The sequence below is a fragment of the Marinomonas sp. SBI8L genome (genome assembly GCF_001624705.1).
Classification (GTDB): Bacteria; Pseudomonadota; Gammaproteobacteria; order Pseudomonadales; family Marinomonadaceae; genus Marinomonas.
In genome coordinates this window covers 30392-49288 of record NZ_JSEO01000014.1, presented here as the reverse complement: position 1 = coordinate 49288, position 18897 = coordinate 30392, and the positions used below count along the sequence as shown (strand labels likewise).

18 protein-coding genes are annotated in these 18897 nt (G+C 40.2%); all 18 read left to right on the top strand.

Annotated elements, in window-relative coordinates:
- Positions 1-2 precede the first annotated feature (2 nt).
- The 18 genes from OA91_RS18945 to OA91_RS18860 all read left to right on the top strand — a co-directional run bounded on the left by OA91_RS18945 (position 3) and on the right by OA91_RS18860 (position 18897).
- Positions 3-497, top strand: a complete 495-nt coding sequence (locus OA91_RS18945) for an OmpH family outer membrane protein (protein WP_063336849.1) — start codon at positions 3-5, stop codon at positions 495-497.
- The gene (gene lpxD / locus OA91_RS18940) at positions 497-1510 is read left to right on the top strand and encodes a UDP-3-O-(3-hydroxymyristoyl)glucosamine N-acyltransferase (protein WP_063336850.1); all 1014 of its coding nucleotides are present in this window, start codon (positions 497-499) and stop codon (positions 1508-1510) included. Before OA91_RS18945 ends, lpxD begins: the two co-directional genes overlap by 1 nt.
- Positions 1511-1535: 25 nt before the next feature.
- Positions 1536-1973, top strand: a complete 438-nt coding sequence (fabZ, locus tag OA91_RS18935; protein WP_082828017.1) for a 3-hydroxyacyl-ACP dehydratase FabZ — start codon at positions 1536-1538, stop codon at positions 1971-1973.
- Positions 1973-2749, top strand: a complete 777-nt coding sequence (lpxA, locus tag OA91_RS18930; protein ID WP_046018604.1) for an acyl-ACP--UDP-N-acetylglucosamine O-acyltransferase — start codon at positions 1973-1975, stop codon at positions 2747-2749. Before fabZ ends, lpxA begins: the two co-directional genes overlap by 1 nt.
- An 84-nt stretch (positions 2750-2833) precedes the next feature.
- Positions 2834-4009 carry a lipid-A-disaccharide synthase gene (gene lpxB / locus OA91_RS18925; protein ID WP_063336851.1) on the top strand — a complete coding sequence of 392 codons (1176 nt, stop codon included), beginning with the start codon at positions 2834-2836 and terminating at the stop codon, positions 4007-4009.
- Between the two features lie 12 nt (positions 4010-4021).
- The gene (gene rnhB / locus OA91_RS18920; protein WP_063336852.1) at positions 4022-4660 is read left to right on the top strand and encodes a ribonuclease HII; all 639 of its coding nucleotides are present in this window, start codon (positions 4022-4024) and stop codon (positions 4658-4660) included.
- A 10-nt stretch (positions 4661-4670) separates the two neighbouring features.
- Complete coding sequence (dnaE, locus tag OA91_RS18915) at positions 4671-8147, top strand: DNA polymerase III subunit alpha (RefSeq protein ID WP_063336853.1); 3477 nt, start codon at positions 4671-4673, stop codon at positions 8145-8147.
- A gap of 156 nt (positions 8148-8303) precedes the next feature.
- Positions 8304-9251 carry an acetyl-CoA carboxylase carboxyl transferase subunit alpha gene (gene accA, locus OA91_RS18910; RefSeq protein WP_063336854.1) on the top strand — a complete coding sequence of 316 codons (948 nt, stop codon included), beginning with the start codon at positions 8304-8306 and terminating at the stop codon, positions 9249-9251.
- Between the two features lie 92 nt (positions 9252-9343).
- Positions 9344-10648, top strand: a complete 1305-nt coding sequence (gene tilS / locus OA91_RS18905; protein ID WP_063336855.1) for a tRNA lysidine(34) synthetase TilS — start codon at positions 9344-9346, stop codon at positions 10646-10648.
- 182 nt (positions 10649-10830) lie between these two features.
- Entirely contained in the window at positions 10831-12465 is a 1635-nt protein-coding gene (locus OA91_RS18900) for a CTP synthase (RefSeq protein WP_063336856.1), read from the top strand.
- 53 nt (positions 12466-12518) lie between these two features.
- Complete coding sequence (eno, locus tag OA91_RS18895; RefSeq protein ID WP_046018610.1) at positions 12519-13814, top strand: phosphopyruvate hydratase; 1296 nt, start codon at positions 12519-12521, stop codon at positions 13812-13814.
- 114 nt (positions 13815-13928) lie between these two features.
- Positions 13929-14204: a septum formation initiator family protein gene (locus OA91_RS18890; protein ID WP_046018611.1), complete on the top strand. Its 276-nt coding sequence runs from the start codon at positions 13929-13931 to the stop codon at positions 14202-14204.
- A complete protein-coding gene (gene ispD, locus OA91_RS18885; RefSeq protein WP_063336857.1) occupies positions 14201-14911 on the top strand; it encodes a 2-C-methyl-D-erythritol 4-phosphate cytidylyltransferase in 711 nt (236 codons plus the stop codon). The genes OA91_RS18890 and ispD overlap by 4 nt, the downstream gene beginning before the upstream one ends.
- 28 nt (positions 14912-14939) lie before the next feature.
- On the top strand, positions 14940-15425 hold the full coding sequence (ispF, locus tag OA91_RS18880) for a 2-C-methyl-D-erythritol 2,4-cyclodiphosphate synthase (protein ID WP_063336858.1): 486 nt from the start codon (positions 14940-14942) through the stop codon (positions 15423-15425).
- Between the two features lie 49 nt (positions 15426-15474).
- Complete coding sequence (truD, locus tag OA91_RS18875; RefSeq protein ID WP_063336859.1) at positions 15475-16566, top strand: tRNA pseudouridine(13) synthase TruD; 1092 nt, start codon at positions 15475-15477, stop codon at positions 16564-16566.
- Positions 16544-17314, top strand: a complete 771-nt coding sequence (gene surE / locus OA91_RS18870; protein ID WP_063336860.1) for a 5'/3'-nucleotidase SurE — start codon at positions 16544-16546, stop codon at positions 17312-17314. Before truD ends, surE begins: the two co-directional genes overlap by 23 nt.
- Positions 17307-17966 (top strand): protein-L-isoaspartate(D-aspartate) O-methyltransferase, encoded by a 660-nt coding sequence (locus OA91_RS18865; RefSeq protein WP_231870410.1) that lies wholly within the window; start codon positions 17307-17309, stop codon positions 17964-17966. The genes surE and OA91_RS18865 overlap by 8 nt, the downstream gene beginning before the upstream one ends.
- On the top strand, positions 17959-18897 hold the full coding sequence (locus tag OA91_RS18860; RefSeq protein WP_063336861.1) for a DUF368 domain-containing protein: 939 nt from the start codon (positions 17959-17961) through the stop codon (positions 18895-18897). Before OA91_RS18865 ends, OA91_RS18860 begins: the two co-directional genes overlap by 8 nt.

The following is an 18897-nucleotide window of genomic DNA, read 5'->3' as shown; positions in this document are numbered from 1 at the left end:
TAATGAAATACTCGATTGTTTTTGCCATTTTCTCTTTGTTTTCTCTGTCTGCTTTTGCGACCAATGTAGTAACACTTGATTTCCGTGTCGCTGTTTTGCAAAGTAAAATAGGTCAGGAAGCAGCAAAAGAGCCAAGAGAAAAAGTGGCTAAAATGGAGCAGCAATTAAACGCAGCAAAAACTGAGTTGGATGAAAAAGTTGCTAATTTAAAGCGAGATGAATTAACTCTAGATCCAGAAACATTTAAACAAAGACGTGAAGTGTTAGCTAAAAGAGACGCTGAGTTAAGAGGTGCTGCGACTAATATGCAACGCCAAGCGCAAAAGCTTGAAAAAGAATTGCTGGCAAAACTAACACCGAATGCGGAAGCCATTTTAAAGCTTATTATTCAAGAAAAGAAAATTGACTTAGTAATTAATCGCCAATTGAGTTTATATGCAGGGCCCAGCATAGATATCACTAATGAATTAACGAAACGTCTTGATGAGAGTAATTAATGGCTTTTAGTTTAGCGCAAATAGCAAACCATGTTGATGGTGATGTTATCGGCGATTCGTCTTATATGATTGAGAAGTTAGGAACGCTTGAGCATGCGGATGCTCAGGCGTTAAGTTTTTTAGCAAACCCTAAATATCAGGGGCAACTTGCTAATACTCAAGCCGGTGCTGTATTAATTCGTGATAAGGCGTTATCCCAAGGCTTAAAAAATGCTGTCGTTGTCAGTAACCCTTATCTTGCTTTTGCTAAGCTAACTCACCTTTTTGATAATAGACCCAAGCCTTTAGCCAACATTCATCCTTCGGCAAGTATAGATGCAAGTGCAAGCTTAGGTAAAAATGTCAAAATTGCTGCAAATGTGGTAATTGAAGAAGGTGCAGTTCTTGCTGATAATGTTGAGATTGGACCAAACTCTGTCGTTGGAGCACGAGTTGAGATTGGTGAAAATACGCGAATAGCAGCCAATGTTACTCTTTATTATGATGTTGAAATAGGTCAGGACTGTTTATTGCACAGTGGATGTGTAATTGGTGCTGATGGATTTGGTTTTGCACCTAGCTCAGAAGGCTGGGTTAAAATTATGCAGCTTGCTGCCGTTACTATAGGTAATAAGGTAGAAGTGGGTGCAAATACCACAATTGATCGTGGTGCTCTAGAGAATACTAAAGTTGGTAATGGTGTTATCATTGATAACCAAGTTCAAATTGCTCATAACGTAATTATTGGTGATAATAGCGCAATTGCGGGTTGCTCTGCGATTGCTGGCAGTACTCATATAGGTCAACGTTGTACTATTTCTGGTGGTGTCGGCATTATTGGGCATTTAACAATTGTTGATGATGTTCATGTGACTGCCATGAGTTTGGTGAGTAAGTCTATCCATAAAGCGGGCTCTTACTCTTCAGGTACTGGGTTAGAGGCAACGGATAAATGGCGTAAATCAGCCGCTAGGTTGCGAAGAATTGATGATATGGCTAAGCAGATAGCCAAGTTAGAACATAAACTTAAGTAAGAAGAAAATATAAGGTCGATAGTAGATGATGGATGTAAATGAGATTCGCCGATATCTCCCACACAGATACCCTTTTTTGTTAGTGGATCGTGTTGTTGATATTAAGTTGGGTGAATCAATTGTGGCATATAAAAATGTCACAGTGAACGAACCGTTTTTTAATGGTCATTTTCCTGATCATCCGGTTATGCCAGGTGTTCTAATTATAGAAGCAATGGCACAAGCAGCAGGTGTTTTAGGCTTTAAAACAATGGATAAGACACCAGAAGATGGTTCTATCTATTATTTCGTAGGTGCCGATAATACTCGCTTTAAGCGTCCTGTTGTACCTGGTGATAGAGTGCAGCTAGAAGCTGAAATTATTACTGAACGTCGTGGTATTTGGAAATTTGCCTGTAAAGCAACAGTAGATGGCGAACTTGCTTGTTCCGCAACTATTTTATGTGCAGATAGGAAACTCTAGTGACGATTCATGCATCAGCCATTGTTGACCCTAATGCCGAAATCGACTCAAGTGTCGAAATTGGGCCTTTTTCTGTGATTGGTGCAAATGTCAAAATTGGAGCAGGGACTGTTGTTAAATCCCATGCCGTTATTAATGGCCACACGACGATTGGTGAAGGTAATGAAATTTATCAATTTGCCTCAGTCGGTGAAGCAAACCAAGATAAAAAATATCAAGGTGAACCCACTAAGCTTGTGATTGGTGATAATAATATTATTCGTGAAAATGCCACAATACATAGGGGCACGATTCAGGATAATGGTATTACTCAAATAGGTAATGGTAATTTGTTTATGGCCAGCACACATGTTGGTCACGACTGTATTGTTGGTGACAATAATATACTGGCAAATTATGTCGCTTTAGCTGGGCATGTTGTTATTGGTGACTCTATTATTTTGGGGGGCTATACAGGCATACACCAATTTTGTCAGGTAGCATCTTTTAGTATGTGTGGAATGGGATCTATGGTAACCAAAGACATTCCAAACTATGTCATGGTCTCAGGTAATCCAGCTAAAGCTCACGGGATGAACTTTGAAGGTATGCGCCGCAGAGGTATGTCTAAAGAAGTTATTAAAGCGCTAAGGTCTGCCTATAAGTGCATCTATCTAAAAGGCAGTAAGTTAGAAGATGCAGTGAAAGAGCTTGAGCAGGGCCTAGCATTAGAATATGACGAAGTTGCCATGTTTTTAGCTTCGATAAAACGCTCTAAGCGCGGTATTATTCGATAGCATCCGTTATTGATATGCTTGAAGCTAGTAAAAACCCCAGACACTTCTGGGGTTTTTTGTTAATTAGCTCTATGAGGAAAATAAGTGTCAAATCATTACGTTTTGGTTGCGGGTGAAGCATCAGGGGATATTTTAGGTGCGAGCTTAATTTCTCATTTAAAACAACTCGATCCAGATGCAAGTTTTAGTGGTATTGGTGGTCCTTTAATGCAAGCACAAGGCTTCACTTCTTTAGTTCCTATGGATAGATTATCTGTGATGGGGCTAGTTGAGGTGTTGGGTAGGCTGAGAGAACTTCTTTCTATTCGTAAAATGCTATTTAACCTGTGTGTTGAAAACCCTCCGACCGCCTTTATTGGAATAGACTCCCCTGATTTTAACTTACCTCTTGAAAAAAAGTTAAAGCAAAAGGGTATTACTAGTATTCACTATGTTAGTCCCTCTGTCTGGGCATGGCGTCAAAAACGCATTTTTAAAATAAAAGAATCCGTTGATCTTATGCTAGCTCTATTTCCTTTTGAGACAGATATCTATCATGAGCATAAGATTCCAATTAAATGTGTTGGGCACTCGCTTGCTGATGAAATTCCTTTGCTTGTTGATCAAGCCAAAGCACGCGCCGAGTTAAAGCTTGAGTTAGAAGAGAATGCCATCTTTGCTGTTTTGCCAGGTTCAAGAGGAGGGGAAGTTAGTCGCTTAATGCCTGTGTTTGCTAAAACTATGGCCATTATTAAAAAACAAATTCCTCATGCTCAATTTCTGATTCCTGCAGTGAATGAACAAAGACGTGCTCAAATTGAAGAAACAATTGCGGCCTTGATCCTAAGTGATGATCTAAAGGCTGACTTATTACCTTCGATAGTGGTAACTGACGGCCATTCTAGAGAGTGTATGGTTGCAGCTAATGCAGTTCTACTTGCCTCAGGTACTGCTGCTCTGGAAGCTATGTTAGTTAAACGTCCAATGGTAGTAGCATACCGATTTACTAAATTGACTTATGCCATCATGTCAAGAATGATTAAAGTTCCTTATGTATCGCTGCCTAATCTATTGGCTAAAAAGGCATTAGTACCTGAGTTGATACAAGATAAAGCAAGCCCTGAAAATTTAGCAAAAAGCTTAATTGAAAGTTGGCAAAACTTCTCGCCAGATACCGAAATAGCACAAACATTTGAGCGTCTACATAGAGAGCTTAAATTAAACGCGGGTCAGCAAGCTGCAGAAGCAGTCGTCGCGTTAGTAAATCAAAAGCAAATATAGAGGCCTGGCAAGTTGGTAGATAAAAAAAAGAAAGCTAAGCCCGTATTAGAGCCTTTCGTTAGTGAGCAATATACCGGAGTTTTATTCGCGGGCTCTGACGAAGCTGGCCGAGGGCCTCTTGCTGGGGATGTTGTCGCAGCAGCTGTGATACTTGATCCTAATAATCCTATAGAAGGTTTGGCTGATTCTAAGAAATTGTCAGAAAAAAAGCGTGTTGCTTTGTTTGATGAAATTAAAGAGAAGGCACTCGCATTTTGTATTGCCAGAGCTAGCGTGGCTGAAATTGACGAAATAAATATTCTTCACGCTAGTATGCTGGCGATGCAGCGAGCTATTTCAGGTTTACCTATTGCTCCAGAGCATGCCTTGATAGATGGTAATCGTATCCCCAAAGATTTACCTTGCACGGCAGAAGCTGTCATAAAAGGGGATGATAGAGTTGAGGCAATTTCAGCTGCATCTATTTTAGCTAAGGTAGAGCGTGATAATGAAATAAGTGCTTTGGCGGAACGATATCCAGGTTATGGCCTAGAGAAACATAAGGGATATCCAACAGCACAACACCTAGAAGCATTAGAAACATTAGGTGTGACCCCTATTCATAGACAGAGTTTTGGCCCTGTTAAACGTATTATTGAAAAGTTAGCTTAAAGGTTTACACGTGTCGACATCCTTCGTACATCTTAAATTACATACAGAATTCTCTTTAGTTGATGGTCTAGTAAAGATTAAAGGTTTATTAGGTGCGACTGCTGATTTAGGTATGCCTGCTGTTGCAATGACAGATGAAAATAACCTTTGTGGCTTTGTGCGTTTTTATAAGGGCACAATGGGGAGTGGTATTAAGCCCATTTGTGGTGCTGATGTTGTTATAGAAGCGGATGGTGAGTTAGAAGAAAACCATAGGTTGACCATGCTTGCTATGACAAACAAGGGTTACAAGAATATCATCGAAGTAATATCGAAAGGATATCAGCTTGGTCAGTTTGAAGGGCGTCCGATAGTTCAGCGAGCCTGGGTTGAAGAGCATGCAGAAGATGTCATTCTTATCTCAGGTGCTCAATATGGCGATATTGGACAGTATCTGACACTACAAAAAACTACTCATGCTAAGCATCAACTTGAACGTTGGATGCAAATTTTTCCTAATCGCTTTTATGTAGAGCTTCAAAGAACTAGTCGAGTGGGCGAAGAAGAGTATATTCATGCTGTTATTCCCTTAGCTCAAGAGTTAGGTTGTCCTGTCGTTGCAACAAATGATGTGCGTTTTCTTAAGCGTGAAGACTTTGATTCCCACGAAGCGCGTGTTTGCATACATGATGGTGTCACCATAGATGACCCAAGACGGAAAAAGCGATACTCAGAAGAGCAATACCTTAAATCAGCCGATGAAATGGAAGCCTTATTTGAAGATATTCCTGAAGCGTTAGAAAATACGGTTGAGATAGCAAAACGTTGTAATGTAGATGTTCTGTTGGGCGAGTATTTTTTGCCAGATTTCCCTGTGCCTGAAGGCATGACAATGGATGTTTTCTTTAGTGAGCTTTCCTTTAAAGGTCTAGAAGAGCGTTTTGACTTTCTAGTCAATAAGTATGGCGATCGTATCGCTAATAAAAAGCAAGAATATTGGGATAGACTAGAGTTCGAGCTCAATATTATTAATCAAATGGGGTTCCCAGGATATTTCTTAATCGTAATGGACTTTATCCAATGGGCTAAAGATAACGATATCCCTGTTGGCCCTGGACGAGGTTCTGGTGCGGGTTCACTTGTTGCTTATGCACTCAAAATCACTGACTTGGACCCACTGGAATACGACTTACTATTCGAACGATTCCTTAACCCTGAACGTGTATCCATGCCCGATTTTGATATCGACTTTTGTATGGATAACCGAGATAAGGTGATCGACTATGTAGCAAGAACATATGGTCGTGATGCGGTATCCCAGATTATTACGTTTGGTGCTATGGCGGCTAAAGCTGTGGTTCGAGATGTTGCACGGGTACAAGGTAAGCCCTATAGCCTGGGTGACAAACTTTCAAAACTGATCCCTTTTGAAATTGGCATGACTTTGAACAAAGCCCTTGAAGAAGAGCCAATGCTAAAGGAATTTATTGATGGTGATGAGGAAGCGGGCGAAGTGATGGAAATGGCACTTTCGTTAGAAGGTGTTGTTAGAAACTTTGGTAAGCACGCAGGGGGCGTGGTAATAGCGCCAACAAAATTAACTGATTTTTCACCACTTTATTGTGAAGAAGATGGTTCAGGTTTAGTTACTCAGTATGATAAAAATGATGTAGAAGAAGCTGGCCTTGTAAAGTTTGACTTCCTAGGTCTAAAAACACTGACGGTTGTTGATTGGGCGATGAAGAATATCAATGATATTCAAGCCCGAGAAGGCAAGCCTGCGCTTGATATCTCTCTTATTGATTTAGAAGATAAACCAACTTATGACATGCTTCAAAGAGCTGAGACGACGGCCGTTTTCCAGTTAGAGTCGCGAGGCATGAAGGAGCTAATTAAAAAGCTATTGCCTTCGCGTTTTGAGGATATTGTCGCTCTGGTAGCGCTTTATCGTCCTGGTCCTTTAGGGTCGGGCATGGTAGATGACTTCATCAACCGTAAGCATGGGCGTTCAGAGCTTGCTTTCCCTCATCCTGATTATCAGCATGATGACCTAATCCCAGTGCTAGAACCAACTTACGGTATTATTTTGTACCAAGAGCAGGTTATGCAAATTGCTCAGGTGTTGGCGCGATTTAGCTTGGGTGGTGCCGATTTATTACGTCGTGCTATGGGTAAGAAAAAGCCTGAAGTAATGGCAGAACAGCGCTTACTCTTTATGGAAGGTGCGGGTAAGTACGATATCAGTGATGATTTGTCAGGTAACATCTTCGACTTGATGGAGAAATTCGCAGGTTATGGCTTTAACAAATCTCACTCTGCTGCATATGCCTTAGTTTCTTATCAGACAGCATGGTTGAAACATCATTATCCAGCACCCTTTATGGCGGCGGTATTATCTGCCGATATGCAAAACACAGATAAGATAGTTATCTTCATTGAAGAATGTCGTGCTATGAAGCTTCAACTTGAGTTGCCAAATGTTAATGAGTCTGTATACAAGTTTACTGTAAATAGCGCTGGATCTATTGTCTATGGTTTAGGTGCGATTAAAGGTGTGGGTGAAGGCCCCATTGAAGCAATTACTCAGGCTCGTGAAGATGGACCTTTTGAGCATATTTTTGACTTCTGTAAGCGGATCGGTAAAAAAGTAAATAAACGAGTGATGGAAGCCCTGATTCGATCAGGTGCGCTTGATCAAATTGGCCCAAATCGCGCAACCTTATTTGCCTCAATCGATGAAGCCCTAAAGCGTGCTGATAGAATTGCCAAAGATGAAGATGCCGGCATGATGGACCTTTTCGGTGTTGCTGTCGAAGAATCTACGGAAGGGGCTTATGACGAAATAGGGATTCAACATGAATGGCCGTCTCGTCAACGACTAGACGGTGAAAAAGATACGCTTGGCTTGTATGTAACGGGTCATCCAATTGATGATTATGAAAAAGAAATTCGACGCTTTGCCCGCTCACGTATTGTTGATTTACAGCCAAAACGAGGTGATTCGCAAATTATGGCGGGTCTTATCGTTGAAATGCGTATCACCAAGAGTAAGAAAGGCGGCAATATCGCATTTGTGACTTTGGATGATAGGTCTGCACGTATTGAAGTGACAGTCTTTCCTGATAGTTATGAAGAATTTAAAGATGTCATTCAAAAGGATCAAGTTGTCGTTGTTGAGGGGGAAATCAGTAACGATGAGTTCCGAGGTGGCCAAAAGGTCATTGCTCGTAAAGTAATGGATATTGCTCAAGCACGAATAAGATATGTTCAAGCTTTAAGGATTGATTGGCAGTCTGATACAGTGTCGAGTATGGATATACAAACTTTATCTCAGTTCTTGCAACCTTATCGAGGAGATGGTTGTGATGTGGTAGTAAGTTTTGCAACAGATCATGCAGAAGGAGACATTTGTTTGGGTCAAAGTTGGAAAATTATGCCTGATGACCAATTAATGTACGATCTTAAAAAACAATACGGTCAACAAAACGTTCAGCTCGTGTATAATTAGCGGCATTTTAGAATTATAAGACAGAAAACTTGTTGATATTATTGGTGCAATTTAATGGTATTAGACAAGTAGTGATTGGAATGACTCTGATTTCTTTAGAGAAATCGTATAAAAAGAGCATTCTCTCGATGGCAACTAAACAGCAGTGATTAAATAATGAATTTAAACTATTTACCTTTTGAACAACCAATTGCTGAACTTGAGCAAAAAATTGAAGAGTTACGCTTGGTTGGTAATGATAATCAACTTAATATCAGCGACGAAATCAGTCGTTTAGAAGAGAAAAAGATTACCCTAACTCAGTCACTGTTTAGTAATCTAGGTGCATGGGAAGTATCTCAACTTGCACGTCACCCAAAACGTCCTTATACCTTGGATTATATCGAGCACGCTTTTACCGATTTTGAAGAAATGCATGGTGACCGTCATTATGCTGATGATCGTGCCATTGTTGGTGGTGTAGCGCGTTTAGATGGTAAACCCGTTATGGTTATCGGCCATCAAAAAGGACGTGAAGTAAAAGAAAAGGTACTACGTAACTTTGGTATGCCTGCACCTGAAGGTTATCGTAAGGCGCTACGTTTGATGCAAACAGCTGAACGTTTTAATATGCCAATTGTGACTTTAATTGACACCCCTGGGGCATACCCAGGTATCGGTGCTGAAGAGCGTGGTCAAAGTGAAGCGATTGCTTACAATCTAGCTGTTATGTCTCGACTGAAAACGCCTATTATCGCAACAGTTATTGGCGAAGGTGGTTCTGGTGGTGCGTTAGCAATCGGTGTATGCGATGAATTGATGATGATGCAATACGGTACCTACTCGGTAATTTCTCCAGAAGGTTGTGCGTCTATCCTATGGAAAAGTGCTGACCGTGCTTCTGATGCTGCAAAGGCTATGGGTATTACAGCGGACCGTCTGCAAGAGCTTGGTTTAGTTGATAAAATTATCGCTGAACCTATGGGCGGTGCACATGTACATCATGAACAAACAGCGCAAAGCTATAAAGAGAATGTACTTGAAGCGCTAGATCGTATGAATGCATTAACAACTGATGAGTTATTAGAGCGTCGCTACCAAAGATTGATGTCTTACGGACTATAATATTTAATAGTTCAGAGCGTGAATGCTGATGCTAAAAAGCCTCCTAATGGAGGCTTTTTTATATTTAAACCTTAACCAATAGAGTGGTGCTAATGCAACTTTTCAAAGAAACATTCGAAATGAGTTTAGAAGGCTCTTTTCAGAACTATTTGAAAGGAAGTGATAAACCTATTCTGATTGGTTTAAGTGGTGGTGTTGATTCTGTTGTTTTATTGCATTTATTGGTTGAGTTAGGGCTTTCTGAGCGTTTAAAAGCCATTCATATACACCATGGTTTAAGTGAAAATGCTGATGATTGGCTTAGCTTTTGTGACGCTCTATGTCATAAATATCAAGTGGCATTTCAAGGTCTCAAGGTTGAATTAAATACGCAAAAGCATTCAATTGAAGAAGCCGCTAGGGTTGCTCGATACGATGTTTTTGCTAGGCATTTGAGTGAAGGTGCTTATCTTTTATTAGCGCATCATGCCGGTGACCAGGCAGAAACATTAATGTTTCGTTTGTTAAGGGGGACCGGTGGCAAAGGCTTAGCGGGTATGCCTGAAACGCGTACTTTGTCAGACGGCTATCTTTATCGACCATTATTGCCTTTTGATAAAAACAGTTTGATTGAATATGCAAAACAAAATGTTCTAGATTGGGTTGAGGATGAGTCCAATCGGGATGAAATTTATAGTCGTAACCATATTCGTCACCGTATCATTCCAGCACTGCAGACTTTTGAAAAAGAAGCAGAGCTTAGAATTGAGCAAGCCGCCAGGCGATTAGCTTTTGATTATCAAATGTTGTCGAATTTGAGCCAAGAAAAGCTAGCTAAGTGGCAAGCGATTGATGGAAGCTTATACCTAGGAGAGCTTGCTGTACTTACTCAAAAAGAGCGAACCTTTTGGTTACGTCAATATCTTGAGTTATTTTCGCTAAGTTTGACCCAGGCTCAAGTTCTAGCGCTTGATACGAGCTTTTTTAGCCAGCAAGATAAACAGCCTTGTTTTAAACATAAACAGGCGCGTCTAATGCGCTTTCAAGGGCGTTTGTATGTGCTGCCAGCAAATTTAATTGATCAGAATTTTGGGATAAGTTTGGCTACGCCTGTAGAGCGAGAGTATGATTTCTATCATTTATCTATCAATGATAAGCAAGCTTTAGACTATGATGATTTTTGTTTGGCTGTTAAACCAGAATCCTGTGATTTGTTATTAACTAATGGTCATTCTCGTAAATTAAAAAAATGGTTTAACGATGAAAAAATCCCAGTATGGTGGCGTGAGCACTTACCTTATCTATTTTACAAAGGTGAACTTGTTGCTATTGCAAATATTTGGGTTAAGCCGAGCTTTCAAACTCGTATAGATATTAAATGGCAACCGAAAACGCTGCTGACTTGGCCAAAAATTTAACTTTTAAAAATCCATTTTCTTAAATCTCTTAGCCTCAAGGGAATTTATCTCTATTTAAGTCCTATTCTGGATTTATCGATTGAGTGATAAGTCATCAAATGGTATTATTTCGACCCGTCAGAAGGCATGGCTCAACATGTCATCAACTCTATTTTTCATCTATAAAGGCGGGCTTTTCATAAATGGCGACTCGATACATTTTCGTCACAGGCGGCGTAGTTTCTTCTCTTGGTAAAGGATTGGCAGCAGCCTCTCTAGCAGCGATCCTTGAATCGCGCGGCCTTAAAGTCACTATGCTTAAACTGGATCCTTACATCAACGTTGATCCAGGTACCATGAGCCCTTTCCAACATGGTGAAGTTTTTGTTACCGAAGATGGTGCTGAGACCGATTTAGATCTTGGTCACTATGAGCGTTTTATCTCAACCAAAATGGGCAAACGCAATAACTTTACATCAGGTAGAATCTATCAAAGTGTACTGAAAAAAGAACGCCGTGGTGATTACCTTGGCGGTACTGTACAAGTGATTCCACACATTACTGATGAAATTAAACGCCGTGTAATTACTGGTGCAGAAGGTTCTGATGTTGCTCTAGTAGAAATTGGTGGCACAGTAGGTGATATTGAATCACAACCTTTCCTTGAAGCGGTACGTCAACTGAAAGTAGAGCTAGGCTCTCATCGTGCTTTGTTTATGCACCTTACATTAGTGCCTTATATTCGCACTGCTGGTGAAACTAAAACGAAGCCAACACAGCACTCAGTTAAAGAGTTACGCTCTATTGGTATTCAACCTGATATTCTACTATGTCGCTCTGAAGTGTCTATTGAAGCACCTGAGCGTAAGAAGATCTCTCTTTTCACTAACGTAGATGAAAGAGCTGTTATCTCTCTTCCTGATGCTGATACGATTTATAGCATTCCACAGCACCTGAATAATCAAGGTTTAGATAGCCTAATTGTTGATCGCTTTAGTCTAGACTGCGGTATTCCTGATCTTGCTATCTGGAATAAGGTGGCACAAGCCAAACTTAATCCAGAGAAACAAGTTAATATTGCCATGGTTGGTAAATACATGGAGCTTCTAGATGCTTATAAGTCTCTGATTGAAGCCATGGATCATGCTGGTATTCACGCACAAACTAAAGTGAAGCTACATTATATCGACTCTGAAACTATCGAGAATGAAGGCACTGAAGTTCTAAAATCAATGGATGCTATCTTAGTGCCAGGTGGTTTTGGTGAGCGTGGTGTTGAGGGTAAAATTTTAACTGCTCAGTATGCTCGTGAGAATAAAATTCCTTATCTAGGTATCTGTCTAGGTATGCAGGTTGCTGTTATTGAGTTTGCGCGAAATGTTGCAAAACTAAACGGTGCCCATAGTACAGAGTTCAACTTAAAAACAGAGAACCCAGTAGTCGGTCTTATTACAGAATGGACTGATTCAGAAGGTTCCAAAGAAATACGGTCAGAGGAATCAGACCTAGGTGGCACTATGCGTCTTGGTGCACAAAACTGTAACTTGCTTGATGGTTCAAAAGCGCACACCGCTTATGGTCAACCTGTTATTAGTGAACGTCACCGTCACCGTTATGAAGTCAATAACTACTATTTGACTGCATTGGAAGAAGCTGGACTGACAATTTCAGGTCGTTCAGAAGATAACTCTCTAGTAGAAATGATTGAGATAGCAGATCACCCATGGTTTGTTGCTTGTCAGTTCCATCCAGAGTTCACTTCCACGCCACGCTATGGTCATGGCCTATTTAGTGCGTTCGTACACGCCGCTCTAAAATACGCTGGTAAAGAGAAATAAGTGCTGCGCCTTAGGGGGCGTAGTTTTTTCATTTTATTGATAAAAGGTTTGTTATGACTCAGATCATTGATATTAAGGCGAGAGAAGTTCTTGATTCTCGAGGTAATCCAACAGTTGAAGCTGACGTAATCTTGGCTGATGCTTCTGTTGGTTCTGCTTGTGCTCCATCTGGTGCTTCTACTGGTTCTCGTGAAGCACTTGAACTACGTGATGGTGATAAGAGTCGTTACCTAGGTAAAGGTGTATTAAAAGCAGTTGCAGCTGTAAATGGTCCAATTCGTGAAGCTTTACTAGGTAAAGATGCGGAAAACCAAGCTGAACTAGATCAAATTATGATCGACCTAGATGGCACAGAAAATAAATCTACTTTTGGTGCGAATGCTATTCTAGCAGTATCGCTTGCCGCAGCTAAAGCTGCAGCAGCCGCTAAGAAAATGCCTTTGTATGAGCATATTGCTGAAATCAATGGTACAGCGGGTCAATTCTCTATGCCTGTTCCTATGATGAACATCATCAATGGTGGAGAGCATGCTGATAACAATGTAGATATCCAAGAGTTTATGGTTCAGCCTGTTGGCGCACCTAACTTCCGTGAAGCATTGCGTTACGGTGCTGAAATCTTTCATGCCTTGAAAAAAGTATTGAGCGATCGTGGTCTTAATACTGCGGTTGGTGATGAAGGTGGCTTCGCACCAAACCTAGCATCAAATGCAGAAGCCCTGGCTGTAATTAAAGAAGCTGTTGCCAATGCCGGTTACGAGTTAGGTAAAGACATTACTCTAGCAATGGACTGTGCTGCATCAGAATTCTTTGAAGATGGCCAATACAATCTGAAAGGTGAAGGTAAAGTATTCTCTTCAGAAGGTTTCTCTGACTACCTAGCTGATCTTTGTGAACAGTATCCAATCGTATCAATTGAAGATGGTTTGAATGAGTCTGATTGGGAAGGTTTTGCTTACCAAACTAAGATTCTAGGCGATAAGATTCAACTAGTAGGTGACGATTTATTCGTAACCAATACTAAGATTCTGAAACGTGGTATTGATGAAGGTATTGCTAACTCTATCTTGATCAAATTTAACCAAATCGGTTCTTTGACTGAAACGCTGGAAGCTATCAAAATGGCTAAAGCGGCAGGTTATACTGCTGTAATTTCTCACCGTTCTGGTGAAACTGAAGATGCAACAATTGCAGATTTGGCAGTAGGTACAGCGGCTGGCCAAATTAAGACAGGCTCTCTATGTCGTTCTGACCGTGTTGCTAAGTACAATCAATTGCTTCGTATTGAAGAGCAATTAGGTGGTAAAGCACCTTATAACGGTCTTTCAGAGATCAAAGGTCAAGCTTAATCTAACAAACTAGGTTAAGTAAAAAAGGGAGAACCTAGGTTCTCCCTTTTTTTGTTTTACCCAATATTGGACGTGATTTATAGTAGGAGCTCTTTTTCAGGAATGATCATTTCAATGCAACGATTAGTGTCCCTATTGTTCGCACTTATGGCGATCTACCTTACTTACCAACTTGTATATGGTGAGCAAGGTCATAAACGTCAGGAAGAGCTAAGCAAACAGGTTGAGTTTCAGGAGCTGACCAACGATAGACTCGCTCAGCGCAATGCAGCTTTGCGAGCACAGTTGTCGAACCTTAGAAATGGACAAGATGCAGTTGAAGAAAAGATTCGTACCGAGCTGCAATATATTAAAGAAGGTGAAACCTTTTATAGGATGGTAGACCAATGACAGATTCCTATTGGGTTATTTTACCTGCGGCGGGCGTCGGTGCTCGAATGCAGGCTAACGTCCCAAAGCAATACTTAACGCTAGATGGCCAATATTTAATAGATCAAACTATCAAGCGTTTACTTAGTCATGAAAAAATAAATAATATTGCTGTTGGTCTAAGTGTGAATGATGCTTATTGGCTAGATTCAATTTGGGCTAATGATAAACGTGTTCACCGTTATATTGGCGGCAAAGAGCGCAGTGATACCGTGTTAAATGGCTTATCTTTTATTATGGACAAACATACTATAAAAGATGAATTTGTTTTAGTTCACGATGCTGCTAGGCCGTTAATTTCACTGTCTGAAATCGATGACTTATTGGCGAATAACAATCCAGTGGGCGCCCTGTTAGCTATGCCTGCAAAAGATACAATCAAGCAATCAAAGCAGGCATCTAAGCATCAAACGCATGTGCAAACGAGTCTAGATAGGCAGTTCATTTGGCATGCGCAAACACCGCAAAAATTTAAAGCAGATGCACTTTTTGCAGCCTTAATCAAAGCTAAAAAACAAAATTTAATGATTACTGATGAAAGCTCTGCGCTTGAGTCGGTAGGACAATATCCTGATTTGGTAGAAGGTAAAGCAAGTAACTTTAAAGTTACTCTACCCATCGATTTAGTAATGGCCCAAGCCTTACTTCCTTTACTTGATAACCATTAATTGAACGAATGAATAAGGTGAATTATTTATGCTGCCATTTCGTATTGGCCATGGCTTTGATGTCCATAAATTTGGTGAAGGTGATGAAATAATTTTAGGTGGGGTTCGTATTCCTTACCAACAAGGGCTGATAGCTCATTCTGATGGAGATGTCGTTCTTCATGCTTTAACCGATGCTATTTTAGGGGCGGCAGCGCTCGGTGATATCGGCAAACATTTTCCCGATACTAATCCTGATTTTGCCGGAGCAGATAGCCGAGTTTTACTAAAAAAGGCCTATCAAGAAGTACTTAAGAAAGGCTATAAACTAGGTAATTTAGATATTACCATCATGGCTCAAGCGCCCAAAATGGCTCCTCATATTGATCCTATGAGAAACAACATCGCTCAGGATTTAGGGCTTGATATTGATTGTGTCAATGTCAAAGCAACGACGACAGAGAAACTCGGCTTTACTGGGCGTAAGGAAGGTATTGCAGTGGCCTCTGTTGCTTTGCTTATCGCTGCTGAATAAATAGATTTACTAAGCCTACTAGATAGCGCTTGAATGACAAGGTTGTAGAATGAATACTGATTGGCGATATGCATGGTCTAAACCACAGGTTACAGGTGATTTAAAAACAAGTGCCCAAGACTTTTATGTTGAAGAAGAGCTGGGCTTTGAGCCTGAAGGCAAGGGTGAGCATCTCTACCTTTTCATTGAAAAGCAGGGCGTCAATACAGAGTTCTTAGCGCGCCTTATCGCAAGGCATGCTGATATTGCTGTTAATAAGGTCACCTATAGTGGAGTAAAAGATAGGCATGCGGTAACACGCCAATGGTTTTGTTTACATGTGCTAAATAAAACCTTAGATGGTGCTGGTTTAATGCAGGCTATCGGTGAAGAGCTTGCACCAGAAGAGAGTATTAAGCTGGTTCAGATGGTGAAGCACCCTCGCAAACTTAAAGTTGGCGTTCATAAGACAAATCGCTTTGTTCTTAGAATAAGGAATTTAGCTGGAAATTTAGATGATCTAGCTGATCGTCTTGCACTTGTCGCACTTGAAGGCGTGCCTAATTATTTTGGACCGCAGCGATTTGGTATTAACGGTAATAACCTAGCCCAAGGAAGTCGTTGGTTAGCAAAAGAGCCATCACCAAAAAAACGTTTAACCAAGACTGAATCATTTTGGCTTTCTGCAATACGTTCTTGGTTTTTTAATCAAGCGTTAAGTGACCAAGTTGCTTCTGGTTTATGGGGGCAAGTGTTTATTGACGATAGAGTTCAGTTACAAGGAACACAGTCTTCTTTTAAGGTAGATGAACTCAATGCTAATTTGTTAAGACGTTTGCATCAATTAGATTTACATCCTCAGCTACCTTTAGCTAATAATGGTGCACTTGCTGATACTAGTTTGTTAAGAGCACACTCAATGGAACAATCTTGGAAAGAAGATGATGTTTTATTAGAGCAGCTAAATCGTCTTTCTTTAGGTCGTGAGCAAAGAGCGACTCGAGTCATTCCTGAAAACATGGTCTGGGAATTGCTTAACGATCAACTGATTGTGCAATTTAGCCTGCCTAAAGGTTGTTTTGCGACGAGCGTTTTACGTGAATTAATCGACTTTACCGATGTATCTAATTTGAGTGCCAATGAGAATACTAATAGCGAATGATGATGGAGTGGATGCGAAAGGTATCCAAACTCTAAATCAATTTTTATCCAGTAAATATGAGACTGTTTTAGTCGCGCCTGATCGTAACCGCAGTGGGGCAAGTAACTCTTTAACCTTGACGCGAACTCTTCAGCCTAAACAAGTAGCACAAGGGCAGTACAGTGTTGATGGTACACCGTCTGATTGTGTTAATTTGGCTATTTCAGAAGTTATCGATGGTAGATTTGATTTCGTTGTTTCTGGTATTAATCATGGTCCGAATTTAGGCGATGACGTCATTTATTCCGGTACTGTCGCAGCGGCTATGGAGGCTCGTCATGTTGGGTGCTTCGCTATCGCAGTATCATTAGTTGGAAATAGACATTTTGATACAGCTGCAAAAGTCATTATGAATTTGATTGCAGATCAAGATGCTTTAAATGAGCTGAGTGTGTCTTTGCCCAAAGGCAGCATTTTGAATGTCAATGTACCTGACGTTGAGTTTGAACAAATCAAAGGTTTTAAAGTAACACGATTAGGCTATCGTAAATCTGCTCAACCAGCCATATCCGCTCAACATCCCAAAGGCATATCAAGTTATTGGATTGGTGCTTTATCTGAACCTCATGATGAAAAAGAAGGAACAGATTTTCATGCGATTAATCAGGGTTACGTTTCTATCACTCCCTTGCATACAGATATGACATGTTACAATGCCATGACTTCTATCTCTACTTGGTTAGACACGCCTTTAGATGAAAATGAATAGTTTAAAAAGTTTAGTAAGAACCTCTGAGAGTCGTGCTTCAAGCATGATTAGCGATTTAAGAAGGCAAGGGATAGAAAATGAAGCTTTATTAGCAAAAATGGCTGAGTTACCACGCCATATTTTTGTTGAGCCTGCTTTTTCTCATCTTGCTTATTCTTCTACGCCTTTACCTATTGGCCATAATCAAACAATTAGCCAGCCTTTTACTGTTGCCAGAATGACGCAATGGTTACTGCAGTATGCGCGTTTAGGGAGAGTGTTAGAGGTTGGGACAGGGTCTGGTTATCAAACAGCCTTGCTTGCTCACTTTTTTAATAAAGTGCATACCATAGAGCGAAAACAAGCTTTGCACGAAATTGCTAAGCAAAGGTTAACTCAGCTAAATATTAATAATGTTGAATATCTATATGGTGATGCGAATAAAGGCTGGCCAAATAGTGTTGCGTTAGATGCCATTATTGTGACAGCCATGGTTAATAAGGTGCCTACTGCCTTGTTAGAGAACTTAAAAGAGGGTGGAATTTTAATTATGCCAATTGAAGATACTGTTTCATGTGTCGCTTGTTGGCTAAAAGAGGGAGCTAAGTGGAAGCGTTTGGATGATGAAAAAGCTCACTTTGTTCCTCTGTTAGAAGGTTTAGAAGATGAATAAATGGGTAAAGATTTACTTTAGTGGCATTTTTATGGGGGCTGCAGATATTGTCCCTGGTGTTTCTGGTGGCACTATTGCGTTTATATTAGGGGTTTATGAACGTTTGATCTCAGCACTTAGTGGCGTTAATAAGGAAAGCATACAATTGCTTTTCAAGGGAGACATTAAGGGGCTTTGGAAACATTTTGACACAAGCTTCTTACTTGTCTTAGGAGTAGGTATTCTAACTAGCTTGATTGCCTTGTCTGGGGCTATTTCTTTTGCCTTAGAGTTTTACCCTAGATATTTAGCAAGTTTCTTCCTTGGTCTTATTCTTGCGTCTGCTGCATTATTGTCAAAAGATTTACCTAAACTGCAAATTAAGCATTTGATAATGATTTTACTGGGTTGCTGTTTTGGCCTGCTAGTGTCTTTGTTATCACCCACGAATATCAATGTCACACCTTTAATGATTATTCTCTCTGGCATGATTGCTATTTGTGCCATGTTATTACCGGGTATATCAGGTAGCTTTATTCTATTAATGTTAGGTATGTATGGACCAGTGTTATTGGCAATAAAAAACTTAGAATTAAGTGTTTTAGCTTTGTTTGCCTCTGGGGCTTTATTAGGATTACTGACATTTTCTAAATTACTTAAGTATTTGATGACTTATTTTAGAGAGATAACTATTTCATTTTTAATTGGCGTTATGTTGGGATCATTGTTAAAAATCTGGCCATGGAAAAATATAGGTCAGTGGACCAATATTGATGGTAAAGATGTGCCCGAAAATGTCATGTATGTGATGCCTTGGAATATTAATGATTATCAAATGTCATCTGATTTAGTTTATCCCTTGTGCTTTGTATTGCTTGGTATTTTTATAATTAAGGCGATAAATAACATTTTTTTACTTAATGATACGAATGATATAGATACGAAACGTTAA

Excerpts from the sequence above, each read along its gene's own strand:
- accA (WP_063336854.1), top strand. The coding sequence starts at position 8,304 with ATGAATTTAAACTATTTACCTTTTGAACAACCAATTGCTGAACTTGAG.
- truD (WP_063336859.1), top strand. The coding sequence starts at position 15,475 with ATGAATACTGATTGGCGATATGCATGGTCTAAACCACAGGTTACAGGT.
- OA91_RS18865 (WP_231870410.1), top strand. The coding sequence starts at position 17,307 with ATGAATAGTTTAAAAAGTTTAGTAAGAACCTCTGAGAGTCGTGCTTCA.
- OA91_RS18900 (WP_063336856.1), top strand. The coding sequence starts at position 10,831 with ATGGCGACTCGATACATTTTCGTCACAGGCGGCGTAGTTTCTTCTCTT.
- eno (WP_046018610.1), top strand. The coding sequence starts at position 12,519 with ATGACTCAGATCATTGATATTAAGGCGAGAGAAGTTCTTGATTCTCGA.
- OA91_RS18860 (WP_063336861.1), top strand. The coding sequence starts at position 17,959 with ATGAATAAATGGGTAAAGATTTACTTTAGTGGCATTTTTATGGGGGCT.
- fabZ (WP_082828017.1), top strand. The coding sequence starts at position 1,536 with ATGATGGATGTAAATGAGATTCGCCGATATCTCCCACACAGATACCCT.
- tilS (WP_063336855.1), top strand. The coding sequence starts at position 9,344 with ATGCAACTTTTCAAAGAAACATTCGAAATGAGTTTAGAAGGCTCTTTT.
- surE (WP_063336860.1), top strand. The coding sequence starts at position 16,544 with ATGAGAATACTAATAGCGAATGATGATGGAGTGGATGCGAAAGGTATC.
- lpxD (WP_063336850.1), top strand. The coding sequence starts at position 497 with ATGGCTTTTAGTTTAGCGCAAATAGCAAACCATGTTGATGGTGATGTT.
- ispF (WP_063336858.1), top strand. The coding sequence starts at position 14,940 with ATGCTGCCATTTCGTATTGGCCATGGCTTTGATGTCCATAAATTTGGT.
- OA91_RS18945 (WP_063336849.1), top strand. The coding sequence starts at position 3 with ATGAAATACTCGATTGTTTTTGCCATTTTCTCTTTGTTTTCTCTGTCT.
- OA91_RS18890 (WP_046018611.1), top strand. The coding sequence starts at position 13,929 with ATGCAACGATTAGTGTCCCTATTGTTCGCACTTATGGCGATCTACCTT.
- ispD (WP_063336857.1), top strand. The coding sequence starts at position 14,201 with ATGACAGATTCCTATTGGGTTATTTTACCTGCGGCGGGCGTCGGTGCT.